General features: G+C 58.3%; 22 protein-coding genes, 1 tRNA gene and 1 pseudogene. 10 read left to right on the top strand and 14 right to left on the bottom strand.

What is annotated here, in order from left to right; genetic code table 11:
- Window positions 1-6 precede the first annotated feature (6 nt).
- Complete coding sequence (gene bchJ / locus EST62_RS10980; RefSeq protein WP_129052121.1) at window positions 7-582, top strand: bacteriochlorophyll 4-vinyl reductase; 576 nt, start codon at window positions 7-9, stop codon at window positions 580-582.
- A 99-nt stretch (window positions 583-681) separates the two neighbouring features.
- Here the strand turns inward: bchJ and EST62_RS10975 are convergent, their stop codons facing one another.
- From EST62_RS10975 to EST62_RS10950, 7 genes are all read right to left on the bottom strand, one after another.
- Window positions 682-2,070, bottom strand: coding sequence for a radical SAM protein (locus EST62_RS10975; RefSeq protein WP_129052120.1), 1,389 nt, complete (start codon window positions 2,068-2,070; stop codon window positions 682-684).
- A gap of 109 nt (window positions 2,071-2,179) precedes the next feature.
- Window positions 2,180-2,308: a hypothetical protein gene (locus EST62_RS13915; protein ID WP_256372371.1), complete on the bottom strand. Its 129-nt coding sequence runs from the start codon at window positions 2,306-2,308 to the stop codon at window positions 2,180-2,182.
- Window positions 2,309-2,435: 127 nt separating this feature from the next.
- Complete coding sequence (locus tag EST62_RS10970) at window positions 2,436-3,737, bottom strand: KamA family radical SAM protein (protein ID WP_129052119.1); 1,302 nt, start codon at window positions 3,735-3,737, stop codon at window positions 2,436-2,438.
- Between the two features lie 331 nt (window positions 3,738-4,068).
- Window positions 4,069-4,974, bottom strand: a complete 906-nt coding sequence (locus EST62_RS10965) for a mechanosensitive ion channel family protein (protein ID WP_129052118.1) — start codon at window positions 4,972-4,974, stop codon at window positions 4,069-4,071.
- Between the two features lie 190 nt (window positions 4,975-5,164).
- The gene (locus tag EST62_RS10960) at window positions 5,165-5,893 is read right to left on the bottom strand and encodes a polyprenol monophosphomannose synthase (protein ID WP_129052167.1); all 729 of its coding nucleotides are present in this window, start codon (window positions 5,891-5,893) and stop codon (window positions 5,165-5,167) included.
- A gap of 142 nt (window positions 5,894-6,035) precedes the next feature.
- Window positions 6,036-6,737, bottom strand: coding sequence for a 4Fe-4S dicluster domain-containing protein (locus EST62_RS10955; RefSeq protein WP_129052117.1), 702 nt, complete (start codon window positions 6,735-6,737; stop codon window positions 6,036-6,038).
- Between the two features lie 88 nt (window positions 6,738-6,825).
- Entirely contained in the window at window positions 6,826-9,021 is a 2,196-nt protein-coding gene (locus EST62_RS10950; protein ID WP_129052116.1) for a photosystem I reaction center subunit IX, read from the bottom strand.
- Between the two features lie 348 nt (window positions 9,022-9,369).
- On the opposite strand from EST62_RS10950, the gene dapF reads away from it, so the two are divergent.
- The 7 genes and pseudogenes from dapF to rd all read left to right on the top strand — a co-directional run bounded on the left by dapF (window position 9,370) and on the right by rd (window position 13,152).
- The gene (gene dapF, locus EST62_RS10945; protein ID WP_129052115.1) at window positions 9,370-10,164 is read left to right on the top strand and encodes a diaminopimelate epimerase; all 795 of its coding nucleotides are present in this window, start codon (window positions 9,370-9,372) and stop codon (window positions 10,162-10,164) included.
- Window positions 10,165-10,239: 75 nt separating this feature from the next.
- Complete coding sequence (gene amrS, locus EST62_RS10940; protein WP_129052114.1) at window positions 10,240-11,241, top strand: AmmeMemoRadiSam system radical SAM enzyme; 1,002 nt, start codon at window positions 10,240-10,242, stop codon at window positions 11,239-11,241.
- A gap of 10 nt (window positions 11,242-11,251) precedes the next feature.
- Window positions 11,252-12,106, top strand: coding sequence for an AmmeMemoRadiSam system protein B (gene amrB / locus EST62_RS10935; RefSeq protein WP_129052113.1), 855 nt, complete (start codon window positions 11,252-11,254; stop codon window positions 12,104-12,106).
- A 30-nt stretch (window positions 12,107-12,136) separates the two neighbouring features.
- The gene (locus tag EST62_RS13820; protein WP_167599323.1) at window positions 12,137-12,328 is read left to right on the top strand and encodes a hypothetical protein; all 192 of its coding nucleotides are present in this window, start codon (window positions 12,137-12,139) and stop codon (window positions 12,326-12,328) included.
- Window positions 12,325-12,480: pseudogene (locus EST62_RS13815) on the top strand (Glu/Leu/Phe/Val dehydrogenase dimerization domain-containing protein); the annotation flags it as partial. The gene EST62_RS13820 and the pseudogene EST62_RS13815, both read left to right, overlap by 4 nt.
- Entirely contained in the window at window positions 12,476-12,868 is a 393-nt protein-coding gene (locus EST62_RS14010) for a hypothetical protein (RefSeq protein WP_371414696.1), read from the top strand. The pseudogene EST62_RS13815 and the gene EST62_RS14010, both read left to right, overlap by 5 nt.
- A gap of 122 nt (window positions 12,869-12,990) precedes the next feature.
- A complete protein-coding gene (rd, locus tag EST62_RS10925; RefSeq protein ID WP_129052112.1) occupies window positions 12,991-13,152 on the top strand; it encodes a rubredoxin in 162 nt (53 codons plus the stop codon).
- Between the two features lie 36 nt (window positions 13,153-13,188).
- Here rd and mtgA read toward each other — a convergent pair whose 3' ends face one another.
- Window positions 13,189-14,061: a monofunctional biosynthetic peptidoglycan transglycosylase gene (gene mtgA / locus EST62_RS10920; protein WP_129052111.1), complete on the bottom strand. Its 873-nt coding sequence runs from the start codon at window positions 14,059-14,061 to the stop codon at window positions 13,189-13,191.
- Window positions 14,062-14,239: 178 nt separating this feature from the next.
- Here mtgA and EST62_RS10915 point away from each other — a divergent pair, with 178 nt between their 5' ends.
- Window positions 14,240-14,686: a cytochrome c gene (locus EST62_RS10915; protein WP_129052110.1), complete on the top strand. Its 447-nt coding sequence runs from the start codon at window positions 14,240-14,242 to the stop codon at window positions 14,684-14,686.
- Window positions 14,687-14,778: 92 nt separating this feature from the next.
- Here the strand turns inward: EST62_RS10915 and EST62_RS10910 are convergent.
- The 6 genes from EST62_RS10910 to atpA form a co-directional block, all read right to left on the bottom strand.
- Window positions 14,779-14,851: transfer RNA gene (locus EST62_RS10910), tRNA-Arg, on the bottom strand.
- Window positions 14,852-14,969: 118 nt separating this feature from the next.
- Window positions 14,970-16,841, bottom strand: coding sequence for a DNA mismatch repair endonuclease MutL (mutL, locus tag EST62_RS10905; protein WP_129052109.1), 1,872 nt, complete (start codon window positions 16,839-16,841; stop codon window positions 14,970-14,972).
- Between the two features lie 115 nt (window positions 16,842-16,956).
- Window positions 16,957-18,228 carry a CinA family nicotinamide mononucleotide deamidase-related protein gene (locus tag EST62_RS10900; protein WP_129052108.1) on the bottom strand — a complete coding sequence of 424 codons (1,272 nt, stop codon included), beginning with the start codon at window positions 18,226-18,228 and terminating at the stop codon, window positions 16,957-16,959.
- A gap of 9 nt (window positions 18,229-18,237) precedes the next feature.
- Complete coding sequence (gene thrA, locus EST62_RS10895; RefSeq protein ID WP_129052107.1) at window positions 18,238-20,694, bottom strand: bifunctional aspartate kinase/homoserine dehydrogenase I; 2,457 nt, start codon at window positions 20,692-20,694, stop codon at window positions 18,238-18,240.
- A gap of 197 nt (window positions 20,695-20,891) precedes the next feature.
- Entirely contained in the window at window positions 20,892-21,773 is an 882-nt protein-coding gene (locus EST62_RS10890; protein ID WP_129052106.1) for a F0F1 ATP synthase subunit gamma, read from the bottom strand.
- Window positions 21,774-21,861: 88 nt separating this feature from the next.
- Window positions 21,862-23,442: a F0F1 ATP synthase subunit alpha gene (gene atpA, locus EST62_RS10885; RefSeq protein WP_129052105.1), complete on the bottom strand. Its 1,581-nt coding sequence runs from the start codon at window positions 23,440-23,442 to the stop codon at window positions 21,862-21,864.
- Window positions 23,443-23,652: 210 nt separating this feature from the next.
- On the opposite strand from atpA, the gene EST62_RS10880 reads away from it, so the two are divergent.
- A complete protein-coding gene (locus EST62_RS10880) occupies window positions 23,653-24,627 on the top strand; it encodes a homoserine kinase (RefSeq protein ID WP_129052104.1) in 975 nt (324 codons plus the stop codon).
- The last annotated feature ends 11 nt before the right edge of the window (window positions 24,628-24,638 follow it).

The following is a 24,638-nucleotide window of genomic DNA, read 5'->3' as shown; positions in this document are numbered from 1 at the left end:
TTTTCAATGAGCAGCAGCCCATCCAGAATCGGACCGAACTCCATCATACAGACCGTCGGCGCGCTTGAATCCGCTTACGGCAAAAACGAAACAGAAAAGCTTCTGAAAAAGATGGGTCAGGGCTACCTGATCAACAATCTGCCATCGGAGATGGTCGAGGAGTCGAAATTCCACTCGCTGGTCACGGCCCTGCAGAAAGAGATCGGAGAGACCGGCGCCGCCGGAATTCTCAAGGAGTCGGGGGAACGCACCGCGAAGTACCTGCTCAAAGTGCGCATTCCCGGCCCGTTCCAGACGATTGTCAAGCTGCTTCCGGCGGGCCTCGGCTTCAAGGTGTTCCTTTTCGCCATCAGCAAGAACGCCTGGACCTTCGCCGGAAGCGGCGAGTTCAGTTACGGCTCGAAGCCGTCGCCGAACGTCATGGTCAAGGTCACCTTCCCGTCGCATCCGGTGGTGGGCAACTTCTACCTCGGCACCTTCACCGCCCTGCTCCGCGAGCTGGTCAACCCCCAAACCGAGATCAAGGCCGACATCCGCAAAGAGGGCGGCGCGATCCGCTGCAACTACCTCTGCCGCATCTGAACGCACTCCCGGATTGCGGCACAAGGCAAAAAGACCACCCGTCCCTTTGCCTTGTGCTGCAAACGCTTCAAAATCAACGACCCGAAACTACGCAACCGATCACTCCCGGCCGATCCAGTCGAAACAGTCGTTCCGCTGTTCACGGCCACGGCAATACCGGGCCAGCTTGAAAGCGAGATCCTTTTTCTGCCGCTCGCACAATAAGTCAAGGGACGACTCGATCATCCGCTCCCCATCGGCAAGCATGGGAATACATTTCCGGCAAAGCCTCACCGCCCAGCAATCGGAGCAGCGCGAGCCGAGCAGTCCGGAGTAGCGCTGCAGGTACTCGCTGATCCGGTCATAATCGAATCCCGTCGCAACAGAGCCAACAGGAAAAGCCGTGTTTACCCGCTCGCACATATGGAACACGCCGCCGGTATCGACGTAACAACGCTTGCCGGGAGTGCATTGTCCTCCGGTCGTGGCAAAGTGGCTGAGACCGGTCATCTGGCGATGGTGAATCTTTTTGACTGAGGCTTCGCACACCGCCCGTGCGAACGGAGCAGGACGCTCGCTCCGCAGGCACGACTCGATGAAGTCGTCCCAGACCGGCGTAAAATCGAACGCGCCTTCATCAGGCCAGGCAAGGGGCGGCGCGCCATCACCGCCTGAACGCAAACGAACCGTCGAGACTTTGGGAACCTTCTCTCCGAACAGGTCAGCGTTCTCTTTCATGAAACGCGCAATCTGTTCAAGAGGATTCGGCGGAGCGATGGTGATCGAATAGTTGACCTGCCGGTCGAAGTAATCGGAATGCCTCGACCTGAAGCGCCGGAGGTTGTTCATCACCGTGCCGAAGGTCGGATTTCCGTGACTATCGTGGCGATACCGGTCATGCACCGCCCCCGGCCCATCGATGCTCACAAAGACCTCGAAATCTTTTTCGGCCAGAAAATCGCACACTTCGTCACTCAGCAGCGAGCCATTGGTGGTCAGCGCCAAGATCGCCCGGCTCCCCTTGGGCCTTTTGCGGCCGGCATGGTCGGCAATCGCTCTGAGCAGAGGAAGCTCTAAAAGCGGCTCGCCTCCATAAAATCCGATTCTGTACTCCTTCCGGGGAAACCCGAAGGAGTACTCCACGGCGGCCAGCGCTGTTTCGACGGAGATCGTCTTGCCGGAATGGCCTCTTGAATCGGCATAAGCGCCGGAGTAGTAGCAGTAGTCGCACCTGAAATTGCACGCCTCGGTCACGCCGAGCACCACCATTTCAGGGCCGCTTTGTTTCAGCCCGGCAATGGCGCTGGCAATGAGTTCCGGATCGAATACCACAACATCGTGAGGCGTTTCGGGAATCAGCCCGGCCCTGATCGCTGCCCGCGTTTGGCGCTCCTCCGGCTCACCGGAAGCATACCGGCAAAAGAGGTCACGCGAAACCTCGACGATGCGGTTCGACCAGCCGGAATAGAGATAACAGCCCGCTTCGGTCTCTATCGGCAGGATCAACATGGAAACAGAAAAAAGGGAATGGAGAATGCTGAACAAAATGTGAATGGCGCAACCTCAATAACCGGTTGCGCCATCTGGCGAACATGGGTCGATCCGGGGACACAGGCCTTCACATGGTCGCTCTCATGTTGGCCGTGCTGGCCGTGCCTCCGACGCATTCATCGTCGCATGACTCCGTGGGTGCATCGGCATCATGCTCGACCTCGACACCCGGAAATACCTCTTTCAACTCTTCCATGATACCCTCCTGAAGTTACGATTGAGTGAAAAAGCAAGCAGCGGGCGCTTGTCCCGCCGCAACGATCAATATACACCGAGCGGACGAGAGTCGAACACCGGACAACGGACGACGAGCGCCGCGAAGCTCAGCTTCCGTACCGCCGCATCAGCTCCGGCTCGAAAAAGAAGGAGTCCTCGCCGAACGCCGGGTTCAGGTCATCGATCCACGATGCGCTTTCATCGAACTCCGCAAGGAAGGTTTTGTTGGTCCACTCCGGATTGCGGCTCTGGGTGAACTTCAGCACGAACACCTTTTCGTCGTTGATCTCGGTGACATCCTCGACGATCACCTTGCCGGGAGAGCAGGACATCGACGGCCCGCGAACCGTGCGGCCAAGCCCCGATATCTGCTGGTAGGCTCCGTTGTAAATGTCGAGCGCCTCGCAGAGCGGCACCTCGAAATAGCGCTTCGGCCCGGTATCGCGCTCGACGAACATGTAGTAGGGGATGATGCCGAGCTGTACCTGCTTCTGCCACATCTCGCGCCAGACGTCGGCATCGTCGTTCACATGACGCACCACCGGCGACTGGCTGCGGATCACCGCGCCGGTCGCGCGGAGGCGACGGATCGCCTCGGTCGCGTCGGGCGTGGCGATTTCACGCGGATGGCTGATGTGCGCCATGACGCCCAAGTGCCTGCCCGAAGCGACGACCTCTTCGAAAAACCGGAGCAACTCGTCCGCGTCGGCCTCAGCCGTGTAACGCTGCGGCCACCAGCTCAGCGACTTGGTGCCGATCCTGATGGTTTTCAGCGTCGAGACGCCAAGCAGCGGGCGCATGTATTTTTTGATGAGCGAGGTGCTCATCACCATCGGATCGCCGCCCGTGAAAATGACATCCTTCACCTCCGGATGGAGTTCGAGATACTCGACCAGCTTGTCGATGCTGTCGTTGGCGAACTTCAGGTTTTCCAGCCCGGAGAACTGCGGCCACCGGAAGCAGTAGGTGCAGTAGGCGTGGCACACCTGCGCTTCGAGCGGGAAAAACAGTACGCTCTCGCGGTACTTGTGCTGCAAGCCGTGCAGAGGTTCGTCGCCAAGCAAGGGGGTGTTCAGCTCCATCTGGCCTGCGGGGTTCGGATTCTGCCGGAGCTGTATTTTCCTGGCCTCCTCCCTGATGAACAGCGGATCGGCATTCGACCCGACAAGGTCGGAGAGCATCTGGTAGTCATTGCCCGAAAGCATACCGGCCTGCGGAAAGGTCAGCCGGAACATGGGGTCATCGGGAATGTTGCTCCAGTCGATAAGATTCTCGGCAACATGACTGTTGACCCTGAACGGATAAACCTCGGAAACCACCTTGATGGCGTGAAGTTGCTCCGGAGAGATGCAGTCAAATTGTGGAAGCTCGTGGATATTGTTTGCCGTATATGACTGGTAAGAAAACATAAAACCTCCTTTCTTGCATTACTGCAAGCGGACTCGTGACCGGTGAAAAACCATGAGATCACGTTGGCGGACACCTCGACATTTGGCGAAAAATCGGACGGAAAAGGTATTCCGGATCTGAAATGGCTGGCCACGGGGCAAATGCCATGAAGCCAGACAAACTCGTACACTGCCGGAAGCAGGTACCGAGAGGCGCGACAGATAGTGAGAGATGCCCTTCTGTGATGCCCGCTCGATGAATGAATTTCAAGTTTAAGCGCTATTCTATGTACCATTCATAACGCTTAATACCAAGTGATAGGCAGCAAAGTCACGAAATATTCCCGGCAGTTCACCCAGCCGGAGCTTTCGGTTCACCGGGTTCCCATAATGGAATGTCGCTGCTTCTGATATGCAGATCGGTCTGCGGAAAAGGAATTTCAATGCCGTTTTTCCTGAATGCCGCGAAAATCCTGAAGTTCAGCTCGCTTTGCAAAAACCTCGGAGTCTGGATACGGGTCTCTGTCCAGACCAGAAGCTCGAAATTGAGCGCGCTGTTTCCAAACCCGGAAAAAAGCACCACCGGCGCCGGTTTGGCGAGAATATCGGGATGATGGTCGGCCACCCCGAGCAGCACCCGCCTGACCTGTTCGGGATCGGAACCGTACGAGACCCCGACCGGCACCGCCACCCGGAGATTGCGGTCGTTGTGACTCCAGTTGATGACCTGCTTGGAGACGAACTCCGAATTCGGAATGATGATGTTGATGTTGTCGTTGGTCAGAATGGTCGTTGACCGGATGGCGATCCTGACCACATCGCCATTGATGTCGCCGACCTGGATGCGGTCGCCCACCTTGACCGGGCGTTCGAGCAGGATTATCAGGCCGCTGAAAAAGTTGTCGGTGATATTCTGCAAGCCGAAACCAATACCGAGACCGATAGTGCCCGAAAGAACCGTCAGCGTACTGAGGTCAATGCCCGCCGATTGCAGAACGATCAGGATTCCAAAAAAGACGATCAAATACTGCAGAATGGTGCCGAGAGCCGAGCGAGTGCCTTCATCGTGCACAGAGGAGACCAGAAGCCGCCCCACGAGTACGCGCTTCAGGAACTTCGCGGCTGAAACGATCACCGTGACCAGCAATAGGATGGTAGCGATTTTTGCAATCGATATTTCGGTATGCCCGATCACGATCATCGGCCTCACAAGCCAGTCGGTTACGTGAGAAATATCACGATATGCAGTTGGTTCCATAGAGATTTGCTTTCTAAAAAAAATACGAACCGCAAAAAGATGGGAAGAGCAGAACATCGTTGAGGGCGACAATCGGAAAAGTCAACAGTCAGCAAGAAACCCACAAGACTTTTTCGATGAGAAAATCGATGCTTAGAACAACTGATAACTCTGCGCCCTCATATCGACGACAGTCTCACTGACGACGATTCTACAGCCGTCCGGTGATTGACAGCAGCTTCAGCCACCAGACCATCCAGACGGCTTCAACAATATTGTGACGGGTCATTTTTGATTTACCGATGCTTCTGTCAACAAAGATGATCGGCACTTCGTGAATGACCAATCCTTTTTTCCATATCCGGAAATCGATCTCGATCTGGAATGAGTAGCCCTGTGAATGCACCCGGTCAAGCGCAATGGATCGGAGAGCTTTCGCACTGATGCACTTGAATCCGCTTGTTGGATCGGAGACCGGCATCCCGGTGATCCATCTGGTGTAGATGCTGGCTGACTTTGAAAGGATAAGCCTGGAAAGCGGCCAGTTGACAACGTTGACCGTGTTGTTCATATAACGCGACCCGATAACCAGGTCAGCATTTTTCAGCCCGCCTGATAGTAAGGCTATGGCGGCCGGATCATGCGAAAAATCGGCATCCATCTCGATGACTCGCTCATAGCCCTTTTCAAGGGCATATCGGAATCCCATCAGATATGCCGTGCCGAGACCCAGCTTAGCGGGCCTTGTCAGCAAGGTGACGCGCGACTCTGTTCTCATTATCTCTCTGACGATACCGGCTGTGCCATCCGGGGAGCCGTCGTCAATAACGAGAAGATCGAGCGACTGCGGATACCGTTCGAGAATACTCTCAACCAAAGGCCTGATATTGTCCGCTTCGTTGTAGGTCGGTATGATAACCAGCGTCTTTTCCGTGACCATTTCGCTCTTCCTGGTCTGTACTTCCTGATCGTGCACAATGCTCTGTTTTAACGAAATGGGGCTGAATCCAAATAAAAAAAGCATTGCCTTTGTGCAAAGCAATGCTTTTTCATTTTTCTCCGTTTCGGAATGCCGCTTTTGCCTACCTCACTTCGCGATGGAAACGGTGCAGGAAGCGGAGATCGAAATCGAGCCGCTCCGGAGGCGTGTAAGAAAAGTCGAGCACTTCGCCGTCTGGCAGCACTTCGATCAACGCACCGGACGGGCACTCATCACCCGAAAAACATGCCGTGCAGGAAATACAGGCAACCTGATCGATATAGCATCGGAAACCGCCCTCCTGAACGTCGCCATAGAACTTGTATCCAATAGCGTTGACCTTCGGTGGACATTTGTCGAGGCAAAGCCCGCAACCGACGCAGAGGTTCTCGATGATGAAATAGTGCTTTTTCGCTCTCGGAGCAGCCTTGGCTACTGGTGCGCCGGATGCGGCTTTGGCCGCAGGCGCAGCCTTGGCAACAGGGGCGCCTTTAGCAGCCGGAGCGCCCTTCGCTGCCGGAGCCGGTTTCGGAGGCGGCGCAGCCTTTGGCTTCACGTACGGTAGAGCAGATTCCTGACGGACGCCTGAGCGTCCCAGTGTCACATTGAGCGACGCAAGTCTTGGCTTGCCTGATTGCTTGGCGGCTGGGGCCCCGGCTTTTGCAGCCGGTGCTCCAGCCTTCGGCGATGCTGGTACTTTGGGCGCGGCGGGAGCGCCGACTTTCGGAACCCCCGGAGCGCCTTTAGGAGGCACTTTCGCGCCTGGAGCAGGTGCCTGGTTTTTATTTTCAACAGGTTCGGCCATACAAACCCCCCTCTCTAAAATTGTTTTACGTGGTAAACGTTATTGCTCAAGATGGCCGAAGGGGCATAAGCCCCTTCGTACCGAAATGTTACGCAATCATTTTCATCAGCGTATCGACCAGCTGTGCCAGCATCTGCTGTCCGGACACCGCTGCATGGCTGACGGGAGGCGGCAGCGGAGAGTTGGTCTGATAGAAACCGTTGGCAATGAACAGGAAGACCAACATGAAGGTACCGCCAAAGTAGAGGAAGGTACCTGCAAGCTTGGAGTCCGAAATGGTCAGCACCGGGAAGCGGAAATTGACATCCCTGTTGAGGAACTTCTTGCCCAGCCAACGGATGGTGCGGGTCTGGATGTCTGCACCTTCAAGACGCGAACCGCGATCCTCGAACCAGACAGCAAAGCTGATAAACCACACCAAGTGACCGATCATGAGGATGGTCGAAAGGTGCGAGCTGGAGAAGATCGTCACGGTCTCGGTCCAGAAGTAGTAGAAAATACCCGAGGTGTAGTGATGCTGCAAGTGAGCGATCGAGTCCCAAGCCTTTGCGTCGGCAGCGGGCACACCGTACATCATCGACGCGATCCATGCGCCATCGATGTACCAACAGACTGCGGACAGACCCTTGATACCCCAAAGCATAGCGAACCAGAGCTGATCCTGGATGGAGACACCACAGGTACCGCCATAGACCGGACCGAGGCACGGGAAGGAGTAGGAGTTCTTCTTCAGGCCCAGGTCATCCCACAGAGGAGAGGTATGAGCGAAGAAGGCGATACGCACCAGAGCGATCAGCGAGAAGAGCGAGCCGGCTGTGATAACGTGAGCCATAACCCAATCGTTGATGCTCGGATCAGCGAACATCCACTGGAAGATCGGCAGCGGTTTGAGCCAATAGAACGACATCGTGATATTGGTGCCAAAAAGGTTCAGCTCACAGATGGTGTTCCAGACGATAACGGCATAGACAGAAAGCATGGTCGAGAAGCAAAGCGCCATAACGGTGCCAAGAATCTTGACCTGGACTTCCTGATCGCGGCCTTTGGTGATCCAGATAGACTTGATCTGGTTGTAGATGCCGTTGAGCTGAATCTTGAGCAGGTACTGACCACCATGATAGACACCTGCGAACACATAGAGAACACCGCAGATGATGTGGTTGAAAACGATGAGGTTGGTCACAACCCTTGCCATGCCGAACGATTCGCCGTTCCTGGGAAGAATGGCGTAGGCCGGAAACTCAGCAAACTCCTTGGCGCCGGAGATGACCTTGCCGCCCTGTTCGACGAAGTTGAAGCTGACGCGGTTGAACGGTTCGCCATAGATGTAGAAGACCAGCTTGTCGAGTTCCTTGTAGTACGGAGCGAACGACGGCTGCTGGAAAGCGACGAAAGCGATCACGCCAAGCGCGATGTTGATGTAGCCAATAGCGGTCAGGTGAACCGAGAAAGCGGCTTTCATATCGTCATTGAGGTGGATGGCCGCATTCGGAGGATTGTTCCACCAGTAGATGCCGAGAGCGAAGAAAATCACGGCAAAAACGAACGACATGAACGTCTCGGAGTTGACCGTCTGAAAATCCGGAATCGGAGCGAAACCGAGTATCCCCCACATCACGAATCCCCAGCCAAGGAAGAGAAGTGACATGTAAACGGCGTGTGGGCCAAGAGCCTCTTTGTACGATTTTGCACTGGTTCCGCTGAACACCATGTCACCGAACTTTCCGAGGAAGCGGAAATCGCGGAAATTGCCACAGCGGCCGGTGAAGGGGTTCGTCAGATTGTGCGTCCAGTGACGCCATCCGCCGAAAATCAGCACGGAACCGGCAATGAAATGATAACCGGCCCAGAGAAGAAGCTTGGTGCCCGCCCATTCGAGGTCGGCGGTCTTGGTGCTGTAGGTATCGATACCGAGGGAGACCATCCTTGGCTTGATGGTCAGGTAGAACCAGTTGTCGTGGAAACCCGGAGCACCCCAGGGAAAAACCTGGATTCCCGAGATGTAGTAGATTGCCATGATGAAGCCCAGCACTCCAAGCAGGGCAAGATGGCCGCCGACCACCTGCTCATCATCGATCTTTTCGGTATCAAAGATCTGGTACCACTTTGTCGAGCGTGTTTCCGTTCGCTGGAACAGAAAACGTCTCATTTTGGCGGCATCCTGTTCTTTAATGACCGATGCTCCGCCTGGCGCGCCATTTGCCTTAGGAGCCGGTGCGTTCCCTTTGGGAGGAGGCACTGTCCCCTTCGGCTTGACCCCCGCGGGTTTCACTTGTTCAGCCATTGTATGTTCTCCTTTGTTTGGACGTATTTTCAGGTTGAAGAAACCGAAAAAACCGGCAACCTCTCTCCCGTACATGCGGCCAACGCTTTGTCACGGCAAGAAAACCGGTGACAAACAATTGAGATGGAGAGCTTCCCGGAAAAAACATTTTTGCAGTCTGGCTCAAGAAAAAGTACCCTGCAACAGTAGCAAATAAAATAAGAAAATTTATTTAATAAGAAAGTTTTTTGCCCTTAGGCTCCGCGAGCAACAGTATTTGAAAAGTAAAATAAAACAACTTCATTTTCCATCTCGGTACCGGGCGTAGCCTTGATATTTTACTGAAAACAGACCTTTAAAAAAAGAGACATGCAAATCGATTTCACCAAAATGTCAGGAGCCGGCAATGACTTCATCGTCATCGACAACCGTCAGGCTCACTTCAACCTGCCCCACGAGCAGGTTCGCGCCATGTGTGCACGGAGAACCGGTATCGGAGCCGACGGCCTGATTCTCGTCGAAACCTCCGAAACAGCCGATTTCAGAATGAATTACCATAATGCCGACGGCTTTCCCGGTTCGATGTGCGGCAACGGCGGGCGGTGCGCCGTCTGGTTCGCCCACCTCATCGGCATCCGCCCAGCCGCCGGGCGCTACCGCTTCAACGCAGGCCCTGGAACCTATGAAGCAGAGGTGACCGGCGAGGAATCGGTCAGACTGCACATGCTGCCGCCGACGGATTTCAGGGACGATATGCAGGCCGGGGCATGGAACTGCCATTTCGTCAACACCGGCTCGCCTCACGCCATTGCCTACGTCAACGACCTCGACAAGATCGACGTATTCACCGAAGGTCGCGCCATCCGCCACAGAGAAGAACTCTTCCCCGGCGGCGCAAATGTGAACTTCCTCGAAGTCACCGCGCCGGATGCGCTCAGCATCCGAACCTTCGAGCGCGGCGTCGAGGACGAAACTCTCGCCTGCGGCACCGGCACGGTAGCCGCGGCTCTGATGAGCTACCGGCTCGGCAAGGTCGCATCATCGCCGGTCAAGGTAACGGTCAGAAGCGGCGAAACGCTGATGGTGGGATTCAACGATGCGATGGATGACATTTATCTTGAAGGCCCGGCCCGCGTGGTTTACCGGGGAACTATCACCCTGTAGAAACGCATTCTCTGCCATTATCGGAACACGCCCGATCAACCGGTATCCCGTGCTGAATCCGGAAAAGGACGCAGTATGCGCGAAGCGAACTTCTATCATGCCGCACCCGACGGAGTACTCCAGTGCGACCTCTGCCGCCACTACTGCCGCATCAGGCCCGGCAGCAGCGGTCTGTGCCGGGTGCGCCGGAACGCTGGTGGAAAACTGTTCACCCTCACCTGGGGCCGGGCGGTCTCGCAAGCCGCAGATCCGGTTGAGAAAAAACCGCTGCATCATTTCATGCCGGGCACCTCAACCTGGTCGTTCGGTACGCCCGGCTGCAACTTCAAATGCGCCAACTGCCAGAACTGGGAGATCAGCCAGGCGCTCCCCGACGAAACGATTCCACTGATCGCGCCCGAAGCGATCGCCCGCAACGCCGTCCGCGCCGGATGCTCGTCAATTTCGTGCACCTACACCGAGCCAACCATGTTTGCCGAATATGCGCTCGACGTCATGAAGCTCGCGCGGCAGGCGGGTCTCCGGAACATCTGGGTCAGCAACGGCTATTTTTCAAAAAACTACCTCGACGCCATCCAGCCCTGGCTCGACGCCGTCAACATCGATCTCAAATCGATGGACGACGCCTTTTACCGCCGCGTCTGCGGCGCGCGGCTCGATCCCGTGCTCGACAGCCTGCGGCTGATTCGCAAAAGCGGCATCCATCTCGAAATCACCACGCTCGTCATTCCGGGTCAATCCAGCGATCCGGCCATGCTCGAACGGCTCGCCAGCTTCATCGCGCACGATCTCGGTACTGATGTGCCGTGGCATGTCATTCCGTTTTATCCAGAGATTTCATGGAAAATGCAGGACATGCCACCAACTTCGACGGATGCGATCGAGGCGGCATACGAAATCGGGCGCAGAGCCGGATTGTCATATGTCTATGCGGGAGGCCATTCCGACACTCTGTGCGCGGAATGCGGCGCGAGGCTCGTTGCACGCTCGCAACAATTCATCGGCGCAAAGGTCGAGCGGTTCGACGCCAACGGCCGCTGTCCCGCTTGCCGCGCTCCGTCGCCAATACGAGACTGATCGGACGGCGATGCGACCAAACGTCAGAAATCCAGCCGTTGCCGGGGCTTTCTATCCAGGCGATCCCGTAGAGATCGAAGTGATGCTCGCAAGGCTCTTCGACCGAAAAAGCCCGTCGCCGAATCATCCCGCGCCAAAGGCGCTCATCGCGCCCCATGCGGGCTGGAGCTACAGCGGAGCCGTTGCCGCCGCCGCGTTCCAAACCGTCGAAGGCCGCGCTTTCCATACGGTCGTGCTGCTCGGCAACACCCACGCCGCGCACTTCGACGGCATCGCCCTCGACCCGCATGACGCATGGCGGACGCCGCTGGGCGACGCGCCGGTCGATGACGCCATGCGGCGCAAGCTGACCGCGCTCGATCCCCGGCTTTACCGTCAGTCCGGCGAAGCGCACCGGCGCGACCACGTGCTCGAAGTGCAGCTCCCCTTTCTCCAGTACATCCTGCAACCTGGCTTCAACATTCTGCCGCTGCTCTTCGGGCAAAATCCGGCGAGCAGTTACCGCCAATGCGCCGACGAGCTGTTTTCGGTCATGAGCGACGCCGACCTGCTCATCGCCAGCAGCGATCTGTCGCACTATCCTTCGTCCGCCGATGCCGAATCTATCGACCGCGCGACGCTGCAACTCATGGCGGCGCTTGATATTGCCGGACTGGAACGCCACGAATCGGTGGTGATGCAGCGCGGAGTTCCCGGACTCGAAACCCCGTTCTGCGGCCCGGACGCCGTCAAAACCGTGCTCGAAACCGGACGGCGAAAAGGATGGCGAGGCGAACTGCTCGCCTGCCGCAACAGCGGAGAGGCCGAGGGCGGTGACCGGTCGTCCGTCGTCGGCTATGGCGCGGTCGTTTTTCGTGAATCCTGAAGTTTTATCAACCTCTCGCCCCCTCCCGTCATGCCGTCATCGAACGATCACCCTCAACCGTCCGGGCCGGCAGCCGAACCCTTCGTGCTTGACGCCTGCTCGACAGCCGGATCGGCCAAAGCCAATCCCTTCGATACCGCCCGCCGCCAGCTCGACGCCGCCGCCGAGATCATCGGCCTCGACGCCGAGGTGCTCGAACTCTTGCGCTGGCCGCGTGGATGACCTGGAAAACCGCCGTGCTCAACATCCCGCTCGGCGGCGCGAAAGGGGGCGTGATCTGCAATCCGAAAACGATGTCGCCCGGCGAACTCGAACGGCTGTTGCGCAGCTACATCCGGCAGGCGGGTCGTCTGCTCGGTCTCGCGAAGGATGTGCCCGCGCCGGACGTTTACACCAACCCGCAGATCATGGCCTGGATGGCCGACGAATATTCGTTCATGCAGGGCCACAACGATTTCGGCGTCATCACCGGCAAGCCGCTGGCGCTCGGAGGATCGGCGGGACGCGGCGACGCCACCCGCGCGGAGCGGCATCATCTGCATCCGCGAAGCCGCCAGGATGCTCGGCATGAAAGTGGTGGCTGTCTCCGACTCGAAAGGGGGCATCATCAACCCGGATGGCCTCGAACATACCACCCTCACGAAACACAAAAAGCGAACCGGATCGGTCGCCGGATTTCCCGGATCGACGCCGATAACTGACGCCGAGCTGCTCGATGATACAGACGCCATCGCCCCGACGATCTTATCGCCCATCCGATGAACTTTTTATTCCTGACCAGGCTTTCTTGAGTAACGATTGATGAACTCGCCTGCGAAGATTCGCCAATCGCTACGCACCGGTCTTTTTTACTTCAGACAACCTTAACACGAGGAGATAGAGTTATGCAGAAATGGGTATGTGTGCCTTGCGGCTATGAATACGATCCGGCAGACGGCGATCCCGAAAGCGGCATCGCGCCGGGAACGGCTTTCGAAGACCTTCCGGATGACTGGGTTTGCCCCGTCTGCGGCGTGGACAAGTCATTCTTTGAACCGGTTTCCTGATCTCATCCCGCTCTGTCACTCCGGCCCGGCATCTCTTTAGTTGCCGGGCTGAGTGCTTTCGGACGTTTCTTCAGGCACCGGCTCCGGGGATGAGTCATACCTGACGCTGTCGGGCAGCAAAGAGTCCTGTATCAGCTTTTCCGGAACGCCGACCACAACGGAATCCGGCGGCTGAACGACCGGAGTATCGGAAGCGGTCATCACTTCCCTGTAATCCGGCACCACCAGGCCTCGCCTCAGCATGATGGCGTAGATGTGTTTTGCGCGCGCCTTCACAAAACGCGAAGAGCCGGTTGGCTTGTACAGAACCGGATTCGGAAGCGCCGCGGCGAGCCGGGCCGACTGGCTGGCCGTCAGTTGCGATGCCCTGACACCGTAATAGTGCCGGGCTGCCGCATCGATACCGAAAATCCCGTCTCCCCACTCGGCCACGTTGACGTACAACTCAAGAATCCTGCGTTTTGAGAGCGTCTGTTCGATCCGCCAGGTCAGAATCGCCTCCTTGATTTTTCTCAACGGATTTTTCGATGGAGAGAGGTACAGATTCTTGGCGAGCTGCTGGCTGATGGTGCTGGCTCCAAACTTGAATTCGCCCGCTTCGATATTCTTTTCAAGCGCCCCTTCGATCGCCTTGAAATCGAACCCCTCGTGATGCCAGAAGTTGTTATCCTCCGAAATGAGCACCGCCTTTATCAGAGACGACGAAACCTTCTTCAGCGGCACCCAGCGCTGCTCGATGGTTTTATCGCGCCCTTCACTGCGCCACTCGGCCTGGCGATACTCCATAAAGGCGGTTTTGCCGGGATTGGTATGCGCCAGCCTGGAAACATCAGGGATAAAGAAATATCTGCCCACATCGACAGCCAGCACGAGCAGAATGAGCAAAAAGAGATTTCTGAGCAATCGCATGGAAACAGAAGTTATCGGTTGGTCATGAGTGCGTTTACTGCTCAATTATACAACTTTATGGCGGTCGTAAAAAAAAAGTCGCGCGCGTCCATCTTGCCCCTTTCTTTTTTTAAGTACCTTTGATAGAGCAACGAAATAGCGTTGCCGCTATTCAGGAACCTATGATTATGTACGAGCCATGAAACACTCAAGCAAAACGTTTGGCGTTGCCCTTGCCATCGGCATTGGCGTACTGTCAACCGGAACGCTGTCGGCAAGCGCTTCGGCAGCCGTGGACGGCAAGGCCGTCTTCGAAAAAAATTGCAGCGTCTGCCACTCGGTTACGCCTCCGCCCAAATCCGCCCCACCAATTCTGCCCATCTCCGCCCGCTACCACCAGCGCTTCTCATCGCGAAGCGAAGGCATCAAGTACATGGCTGACTTCATAAAGTCACCCACCAAAGAGAAGGTGCTTGCCGACCAGCAGGCGATCACCCGTTTCGGTTTGATGCCGCCGATACCGCTCAGCGCGGAGGAGCTGAACGCGGTCTCCGCATGGGTGTGGGATCAGTACACCGGCGGAAGCTGGCGACCAGGCCGGGGCCAGGGTCGAGGCGCAGGGCAAGGCAACTGCTACCAGCAATAAGCATACCCGTAAATTTGGCCATAAAAAAAGCAGCAGGGGTGAACCTTGCTGCTTTTTTCCCGTCTGAACGGCCTCGTATGAGTGGTGAGGAGTACCCTTGGGCAGACTCGAACTGCCGACCAACAGTTTAGGAAACTGCTGCTCTATCCACTGAGCTACAAGGGTATAACCGCTCTCGGCGGAAATGTACGAACTAATTCCTCAAAAACAAACTGCCGACCTTCGCGCATTTTCATCCACCATCCACAACGGCCACCAAGCCCACAACGACCATCTCTCCCCCCTACGTTCTCCCGAACATGCGATCGAGTTCGCCGAGCGACAGGCGGATAATCACCGGGCGTCCGTGCGGGCAGACGTAGGGCATCCGGGTGGCGAAGAGGCGGTCGATGAGCATCCGCATCTCATCGACGCCGAGCTTCTGACCGGTCATGATGGCGTTGCGGCACGAGTACGATTTGGCGAGGTTGTCGCGCTTTTCGAGCTTCAGCTTTGCCGCGTTCTCTTGATACTCGGCGATCATGTCCTGCAAGATCGTCGCCTCCGCGCCGTCGCGCACATCGGGCGGCACCCCCTCGATCATGACGCTCATGCCGCCGAACGGCCGGATATTGAACCCGAGCCGGTACAACTCGCCACTGACCTCTTCGTACACCTCGTACTGCCAGGGCTTGAGGTCGATCTTCTGCGGAAAGAGCAGTTGCTGCGAGTTCGGCGCGGCCTCGTTCATCACCTCGATGGCGCGTTCGTAGAGCACCCGCTCGTGAGCAACGTGCTGGTCGATAATCATCAACCCCGTCTTGATCTGGCAGATGATGTACTTGTTGTGCAACTGCCAGATTTTCGGCTCCTTGTCCGGCGCAATCGGGTTCTGCTCGTCGGCGATGCCCGGCTCATCCGCTGACGGAGTCAGCAGCGACTCCTGCACCATCGGAGCCGGCCTGCTTCCGCCGAACAGCGAGGTTTCCGGCGAAGAGTCGAAAAGCGAAGGCGCGGCGGCGGGAGCGCTGAACGCTCCCTCCCTGTAGTTTTTGTACAGATCACCCGTCGTCGAGGCTTTCCCGGAAAACGAGGAGTACGAGAGCTTTCGCGACGACGCATCCGGCAACCCGCCTTCGCGGGAATTTTCGGATGCGGATGGCGTCGAAGCCAACGCTTCCGGCGAAAAATCGGCCGTCTGCACAGCGCGTTTGACCACCGGATAGACCATGCTCCGGATGCTTTTTTCGTCCTCGAAGCGCACTTCGAGCTTGGCCGGATGGACGTTCACATCCACCAGCGAGGGATCGAGACCGAGGAACAAAAGCGCGAAGGGGGACTGCCGCTCTTCGAGCAATTCGCCATACGCCTGCTGCACTGCCTGCACGAGCATCCGGTTCTGGATGAGGCGGCGATTGATAAAAAAGTACTGGTCGTACTTCTGACGCACCATCATGCCCGGTTTGCCGAGATAACCGCCGATGGTCATGTAGTCGTTCTCTTCGGTCACTTCGATGAGGCTCTCGCCGAATCCCTCGCCGTAAAAGTGACTCAGCCGCTCGCGCGCATCGGGAGTGCGGAAGTGGAACAGCTCCTCGTCGTCGTTCATCATACGCCACTCGATTTCGGGATAGGAGAGGACGAACGCCTTGACCGTTTCGTGGATGTGCTTGAACTCGGTAGCGTTGGATTTGAGGAACTTGCGCCGGGCGGGCACGTTAAAGAAGAGGTTCCTGACCGAAATAGAGGTGCCGGTTTCGCACTGCGCGGGCTGCGGCGTTTCGACGACGCCTCCGTCGCTTTTGAGCAGAATGCCGAGCGGATTGCCCGCCTTGCGGGTCTTCAGCTCGAAGTGCGAGACTGACGAGATGCTCGCCAGCGCCTCGCCACGGAAGCCGAGCGTCCGGAGTGCGTCGAGGTCGTCAACGCCCGTGATCTTGCTGGTGGCGAAGCGCTCCACGCTGAGCAGCACGTCGTCGCTCTCCATGCCGCAGCCGTTGTCGATAATCTGGATGAGCTGGCGGCCCGCATCCTTGATGATGACGGTGATGCGGCTCGCGCCGGAGTCGATGGAATTTTCGATCAGCTCCTTGACCGCCGAGGCCGGGCGCTGCACCACCTCGCCAGCGGAGATTTTGTTGGCAACAATATCGGGAAGTCTTGCAATGGAGGCCATAAAATGAACATGCGGTTTTCAATGGATTCAGTCTCATCCGGGCCGATCCCGGCACACAGGATCATCCAGCAAAGTTACACAATCCGGAAGCGGTTGAAAGCGTCGCTGAAAAATATCAGGATTCCATCGCTTTCAGCCGCACGAGCAACCCTCGAAGCGCAGCCTCGCTGAAGCGGATTTTGTTCTGGCGGCGGTCGCCATACATGGCAAGGCGGGTTGCCTCGACTTGCACCGAGCCATCGGACGACTTCGAGGCGACGCCGACGCAGATCGTGCCGACCGGCTTTTCGGGCGTTCCGCCGCCCGGCCCGGCGATGCCGGTGGTGGCCACGGCGATGTCCGCGCCGCTGTTCAGCAAGCAGCCGCGAGCCATCTCGGCGGCGACCGGCTCGCTGACCGCGCCGTGTCGCTCGATGATCGCCGGATCGACGCCGAGCAGCCGCGCTTTAGCCTGGTTGCTGTAGGTGACCAACCCTTCGAGAAAGCAGCCCGACGAACCGGGCACGTCGGTCAGGCGGCTGCCCACCAGCCCGCCGGTGCACGACTCGGCAACGGCCACCGTGAGCTTCCTGTCGAGCAGTGTGCGGACGACAACCTCTTCGAGCGTCTCTTCGGAGGTGGCATAGACGAAATGGCCCGCTTTCGCCACGATAGCCTCGACCACATGGCGATTCTCCGCATCGACCGCTTCGCGGCAAGCTCCCGACGTGCTCACCATGAGGCTGACTCCGGCGGCGTGCGGAAGATAGGCGAGGGTCGTGCCGGAGGGCAGCGCCTCCTCGACCTCGGCGATCATCTCCGCCAGCAGCGTTTCGCCGATGCCCATCGTCATGACTGGGGTGTGGCGGATGAACGCGCCGGAGAGCGGCGCGAAGAAGGGAATGACGGTGAGCCGCATCATCGCCTCCATCTCGGCGGGCACACCGGGCATCAGCACGAGGTAGCGACCGGCGAACCGCGGGGCGCACTCGATCATCATGCCGGGCGCCGTGCCCTTCGTGTTCGGGATCGCCGCCGCGCCCTCGATCACCATCGCCTGATCTTTCATCGCGTCGGTCACGGGACGGCGGCGACGGCGGAAGTAGTCGGCGAGGCGCTCGAACGACGGCTCGTCGAGCACCAGGCCGCGACCGAGCAGCTCCCGCACCGCGTCGCGAGTCCGGTCGTCGCTGGTCGGGCCGAGGCCGCCGGTCACGAGCACCGCCTCGGCGTCGGCGAGCGCCGATGCCACGGTGTCGCGAATCGCCTGCGGATCGTCCGAACAGGCGACGATGCGACTGACGGCAATGCCGATGCCGCCCAGTTCGCGAGCGATAAAGGGAGCGTTGGTGTTGACCCGGTGCCCCTTGAGCAGTTCGTCGCCGATGGAGATGATGATCGCCTTCATGTCAGCGTCTCAAACCAGATAGCTCGCAATCCGGAGAATGTCGGCAAAAACGCCGCCCGCCGTCACCTCGCCGCCCGCTCCCGGCCCCTTGACCACGAGCGGCGTTTTCAGATAACGCCCGGTGGTGAAGACCACGAGGTTCTCCGTGCCGTTCAGCCCGGCCACCGGGCTTTCGAGCGGTACGCGCTTCAAGCCCACCTTCGCCTTGCCATCCCGAAGCTCGCCGGTGTAGGCGATGGTCATCCCCTCGCTCGCCGCGATCGCCATCTCCTCGACGTACCAGTCGTCGATGGAGGCGAGGCCATCGAGGAATTCGGCAGGTGACATCTCGCCGCGCAGCGCTTCGGGCACCAGGCTCTGGCACTCGACGTCAGCGTACTCCAACCGGTAGCCAAGCTCCCTGCCGAGAATGAGCAGCTTGCGGGCGAAATCGGCCCCGGAGAGGTCGTCGCGCGGATCGGGTTCGGTGTAGCCGGCCTCCTTGGCTTTGCGGACAATTTCGCTGAAGCGCCCGCCCTTGCGCAGCTCGTTGAAGATGAAGCTCAAGGTTCCCGACAGCACCCCCTCGATGCAGACGATCTTGTCGCCGCTGTTCTTCAGGTCGTTGAGCGTGTTGATGACCGGCAGGCCCGCGCCGACGTTGGTTTCGTAGAGGAACTTCGCGTTGCTGGAGCGCAGCGCCTCCATGATCTCGGCGTACAGCTCCCACGCCCCCGCCATGCCGAGCTTGTTGGCCGTGGCGACGGAGATGTTCGCGCGGAGCAGCGCGGGGTAGCTCTCGGCTACATGCTTGCTCGCCGTGCAGTCAACGACGATGGTGTTGTGCAGGTTCCGCTCCTGAATCAGGCGGATGTACTGGCCGATCCCCTCGTGCGATTCGCGCGGCTTCAGCGAATCGTGCCAGTGTTCGAGGTCGATGCCTGCGGGATCGATGCACATCGAGCGGGTGTTGGCCAGCCCGGCGACCACGACGTCGAGCGCCATCTCTTTTTGCAGGGTCAGGCGATGCTGGCGGATCTGGCTGATGAGACTTTTGGCGATGGTGCCGGTGCCCGCGATGAAAACGTGCACCTTGCGCATCGAGAGGAAGAAGGACTCGTGGATGCAGTTGAGCGCCTTGTCTTCGTCCGGATTGTCGATGACCAGCGAAATGTTCATTTCGTTGGCCCCCTGCGCGACGGCGATCACGTTGACGCCGTTTTTGCCGAGCGTCTCGAAGAGCTGCGCCGAAACGCCGGGATGGCCCGACATCTTGTTGCCCACCACGGCCACCATCGCCAGATTGCGGCGGACGCTGACCGCCTCGATCCGACGCTCCTCGATTTCGCGGGCGAACTCCTCTTCGAGCACCTTTTTGGCCGTCGTCGCCTGTCCGGGCGCGATGGCCAGGCTGATCGACTGTTCAGACGAGGCCTGCGAAATGAAGATGATGTTGATGGCATGGCGCGCGAGGCAGGTGAACAAGCGCGACGCCGTGCCCGGTACGCCCGCCATGCCGCTGCCGGAGAGACTGAGCAGCACCACGTGGTTGATCGAAGTCAGGCCGGTGACTGTGCCCGGACGCCCCGCGGCACTCGCCGCCTCGATTCCGATCCTCGTTCCGGGACTGCCGGGGTTGAACGAATTCTTGATCCGCAACGGAATGCCCGCTTTCATGACCGGCTGCACGGCGAGAGGATGCAGCACCTTCGCGCCGGCGTGCGACAGCTCCATCGCCTCGGCATAGCTGATCTCCGGAATGACCCGCGCATCGGGCACCCGCTTCGGATCGGCGCTGTAGAAACCATCGACATCGGTCCATATCCACACCTCTTCGGCATGGAGCGCCGCGCCGAGGATGGTCGCCGTGAAGTCGGAACCGCCGCGACCGAGGTTGGTCACGCTGCCATCCGGCGCTGAGGCGATGAAGCCGGTGACGACTGGAAGCGGATCGAGACTCCGGAATCGTTCGTGAATCAGCTTGCCGGTCGCCAGGCGATCGACCTTGGCAAAGCAATGGTTGTCGTCGGTCACAATCAGCTCGCGCGCATCGACGCACTCGGAGGGAGTGCTCGAAACGTGCAGGTAGCGGCTCACGATCCGGCACGACAGCCGCTCGCCGTAACTCAGCACAAGGGCGAGGCTCTTGCCGGAAAGCTCCCGAAGAAGAAATACGCCGTGCAGCACATCGCTCAGCTCGGCCATCAGCCCGGCGACCCAAGGCTCCTCCGCCGACGCCGCGCTCCCGAACAGTTCGCGAATGACACCTCCATGCAGCGACGCGATGGCATCGAGCTTTTCGCGATACGTCGCATCGCCTTTGCCCGCCAGCGACGCAGTCTCGGCCAGCATGTCAGTCACCCTGCCTATCGCCGAAACCACGACGATAAGCTCCGAGCGCTCCAGCTCCTTGCTGATGATGCCAGCCACATTGCCGATCTTTGCCGCCGAAGCAATCGACGAACCCCCGAACTTGAATACCCTCATGCTGAACAATGGTGCGTTACCGTAAAGAAATGACTTACTAATTTCTCACGGACAAGTGAATAAAACAAACCAGTGAGTGCTCTTTTTCGGTGAGTTTTGGTTAAGGCGGAATTCTGCCGAATCAACGCGGCCTCCAAAAAACACAGAAAGCGCCCGGTTCGAGGCGCTTTCTGATAAAATAGCTCTTGCTGCTGCGGTCAGCCCTGCTTCAGAGCGTCGGCGCCGGCGACGATTTCGCTCAGTTCCTTGGTAATAGCCGCCTGGCGAGCGCGGTTGTAGCTGATGTTAAGCAAACGGATCAGCTCCTTGGCGTTCTCCGTGGCCGAATCCATGGCAGCCATTCGGGCTGCCTGCTCGGCGGCATTGGACTCAAGCATCACCCTCCAGACCTGGGTATTGAGGTGCTTGGGCACAAGCTCGTCGATAATGGCCGCTGGCGATGGTTCGTACAAGTACTCGCTGCTTGCGGTTTTGGCGTCGCCCTCTTCGGGAGTGATCGGCAGAAGCTGCTCGGTTCTGAGGTTCGGCGCAAGCACCGATTTGAACTCGTTATAGACCAGCACGACACGATCGACCTCGCCGCTCAGGTACATCTTCGAGGCCGTATCGGCAATCTCCCTGGCCGAGTCGAAGCTGAGATTCTGGAACACGCCGGGATAACCGGCCGCCAGCTTGTATCCCCTCTTGCGGAAAAACTCGGCGCCCTTGGTGCCTGCGCAGATCATGGTGACGCCGCCCTTGGCGTGAAGCGCCGCATAATCTTCGTGAATGACCCTCTGGGCGGCCTTGATGATGTTGGTGTTGAAACCGCCGCACAGTCCCCTGTCAGAAGTGACCAGAATGACCAGCACGTTACTGACCTCTTCGCGGGGCGAGAGCAGGGGATTGACTGAGGTATCGACCTTGCTCGAAAGGGACGCAAGCATCTCTTTCAGTTTCCCGGCATACGGACGGGCCTGGATCGCCCGATCCTGCGCTCTTCTGAGCTTGGCGGCCGCGACCATCTTCATGGCCTTGGTCACCTGCTGCGTGGATTTGATACCCTTGAGGCGTATGCGTATGTCCTTTAAAGTAGGCATGTATTCCGAAACATTGTTGGTATTGCCGAATAATCTTGCGAACGCCCCTGATGTTACAGGGGCGTTCGGCTCACTTTTGCATCTGCCCTCAGGCTTTGTTCTTCTCCTTGAAAGAGGCGACAAACTTCTGAGCCACATCTTTCAGCTTTGCAGCGATGTCGGACTCAAGCGAACCCTTCTCGGCAATCGATGAGAAAATCTCGGGATGCTTCTGCTCGAGCATGGCGAGGAACTCCTCTTCAAAACGGCGAACCTGCTTGAGGTCAACCGAATCGAGCAGCCCCTGCGTACCAACAAAAATGATGGCGACCTGCTTCTCGACCGGCATCGGAATATACTGACCCTGCTTGAGGATTTCGACCAGACGGCCGCCGCGGTCGAGCTGCGCCTTGGTGGTTTTGTCGAGGTCGGAACCGAATTTCGAGAAGGCTTCGAGTTCACGGAACTGGGCCAGGTCAAGCCTGAGCGTACCGGCAACTTTCTTCATCGCCTTGATCTGCGCGGCGCCGCCGACGCGGGAGACCGAGATACCGACGTTGATAGCCGGACGCTGACCTGCGTTGAACAGGTTCGACTCAAGGAATATCTGACCGTCGGTGATCGAAATCACGTTGGTCGGAATGTAGGCCGACACGTCACCAGCCTGCGTTTCGATGACCGGAAGCGCCGTGAGGCTGCCGCCGCCCTTGACAAGAGGCTTCAACGGTTCGGGCAGATCGTTCATCTTCCTGGCCACCTCGATATCGTCGGTGATCTTTGCAGCCCTCTCAAGAAGGCGGGAGTGCAGATAGAACACGTCACCGGGGTAAGCTTCGCGGCCTGGCGGACGGCGAAGGAGCAGGGAGAGCTGGCGATAGGCCACGGCCTGCTTGGAGAGATCATCATAGACGACCAGCGCGTGGCGGCCGGTGTCGCGGAAGAACTCGCCGATGGTCGCGCCGGCAAACGGAGCAATGAACTGGAGCGGAGCCGGGTCAGAGGCGGTAGCGGAAATGACGGTGGTGTATTCCATCGCGCCATACTTTTCGAGGGTGTTGACCACCTGGGCGACGGTCGAGCCTTTCAGACCGACAGCCACATAGATGCAATAAACGCCTTTGCCTTTCTGGTTGATGATCGTGTCGATCGCCACGGCGGTCTTGCCGGTCTGGCGGTCGCCGATAATCAGCTCACGCTGGCCGCGGCCAATCGGGATCATGGCGTCGATAGCCTTCAGGCCGGTCTGGAGCGGCTCGTGCACCGATTTACGGAAAATAACGCCGGGAGCGCGACGCTCAAGCGGCAAACGCATTTGCGCATTGATCGGCCCTTTGCCATCGATAGGCTCGCCGAGCGGATTGATGACCCTGCCGAGCATGGCCTCGCCGACCGGAATCGAAGCGAGAATGCTGGTTCTCTTGACCGTGTCGCCTTCCTTGACCGCATTGGACTCGCCGAACAGCACAGCACCGACGTTGTCTTCTTCGAGGTTTAAAGCCATTCCCATCACATTGTGGGGAAATTCGAGGAGTTCACCCGCGGCCACCTTGGACAAGCCGTAAATACGGGCGATACCGTCACCGACCTGCAGCACGGTTCCTACATCATAAACATCCGCTTCCGACTCGAAACCTGCGAGCTGCTTGCGGAGTATGGAAGACACCTCATCGGGTCTGACTGCTGTTGACATATGGAAATCGATAGGTTATTGTTAAGAAAAGCAAAAGATTCTCCGTACCTTCTCATGATTCCGGCTACGGCCTGTAACTCTCCTGAAAATTGATTCAGAATTTAATGAAAAGCATTCAGTTATTCAAATGCCAGAACCAATTTGGATAATCGCCGTTTCCGGACCACTTCGTCAACAGACTGAATCAGGAATCTTTCCCCCTGTCACGCCATGAAAACCGTCACTGGATTTGCTTCAGCAACGGTTGGAAACGTTGCCTGCGGTTTCGACGTCCTCGGCTTCGCCATTACCGAACCGGGCGATGAGGTCGTTCTGAGCCTTCACGACGAGCGCCGGAGCGACTGCCCCGTTTCGATCACCTCGATTGTGGGTGACGGCGGAGCGCTGCCGCTCGATCCGAAAAAAAACACGTCGAGCTTCGTTGTCCTCAAGTTTCTTGAATATATCCGCACCACGAAAGGCATTACTTTTGACGGCCATATCGACCTGCTGCTCAAAAAAAATCTGCCCCTTTCGAGCGGCATGGGCAGCAGCGCGGCCAGCGCGGCGGCAGCGCTGATAGCGGCCAACGAACTGTTCGGATCGCCTTGCACCAAAATGGAGCTGGTGCATTTCGCCATCGAGGGCGAGCGCGTCGCCTGCGGTTCGGCTCATGCCGACAACGCCGCTCCGGCCATGCTCGGCAACTTCATTCTGATCCGCAGCTACAATCCCCTCGACCTCATCACCATCCGGCCTCCGGCCAACCTCTTCTGTACGCTCGTGCATCCGCACACCGAACTCAAGACCTCGTTCGCTCGCTCCGTGCTGCCAAAGTCAATTCCGCTCTCGGTCGCCACGCAACAATGGGGCAACGTCGGCGCGCTGGTCACGGGCCTGTTGATGGAGGATTACGACCTGATCGGACGGGCGCTGGTGGATGTAGTCGCCGAGCCGAAACGCGCGCCGCTCATTCCGGGCTTCGTGGAGGTCAAGCAGTCGGCGCTCGACGCGGGGGCGCTCGGTTGCAGCATCGCCGGTTCCGGGCCGTCGGTCTTCGCCTTTTCGTCGTCCCGGCAGAGCGCCGAAACGGTTGGCGCTGCCATGCAGGATGCGTTCCTCCGCTCGAAGGCCGCCCTCCAGTCGGACATGTGGGTCTCGCCAATTTGCAGCCAGGGCGCGCGCATCATCAGCTCAACTCCTTGAAACGCATCACG

Source organism: Chlorobaculum sp. 24CR, from assembly GCF_004118635.1.
Taxonomy (GTDB): Bacteria; Bacteroidota; Chlorobiia; order Chlorobiales; family Chlorobiaceae; genus Chlorobaculum.
This window is presented reverse-complemented; position numbering and strand designations above follow the sequence as displayed.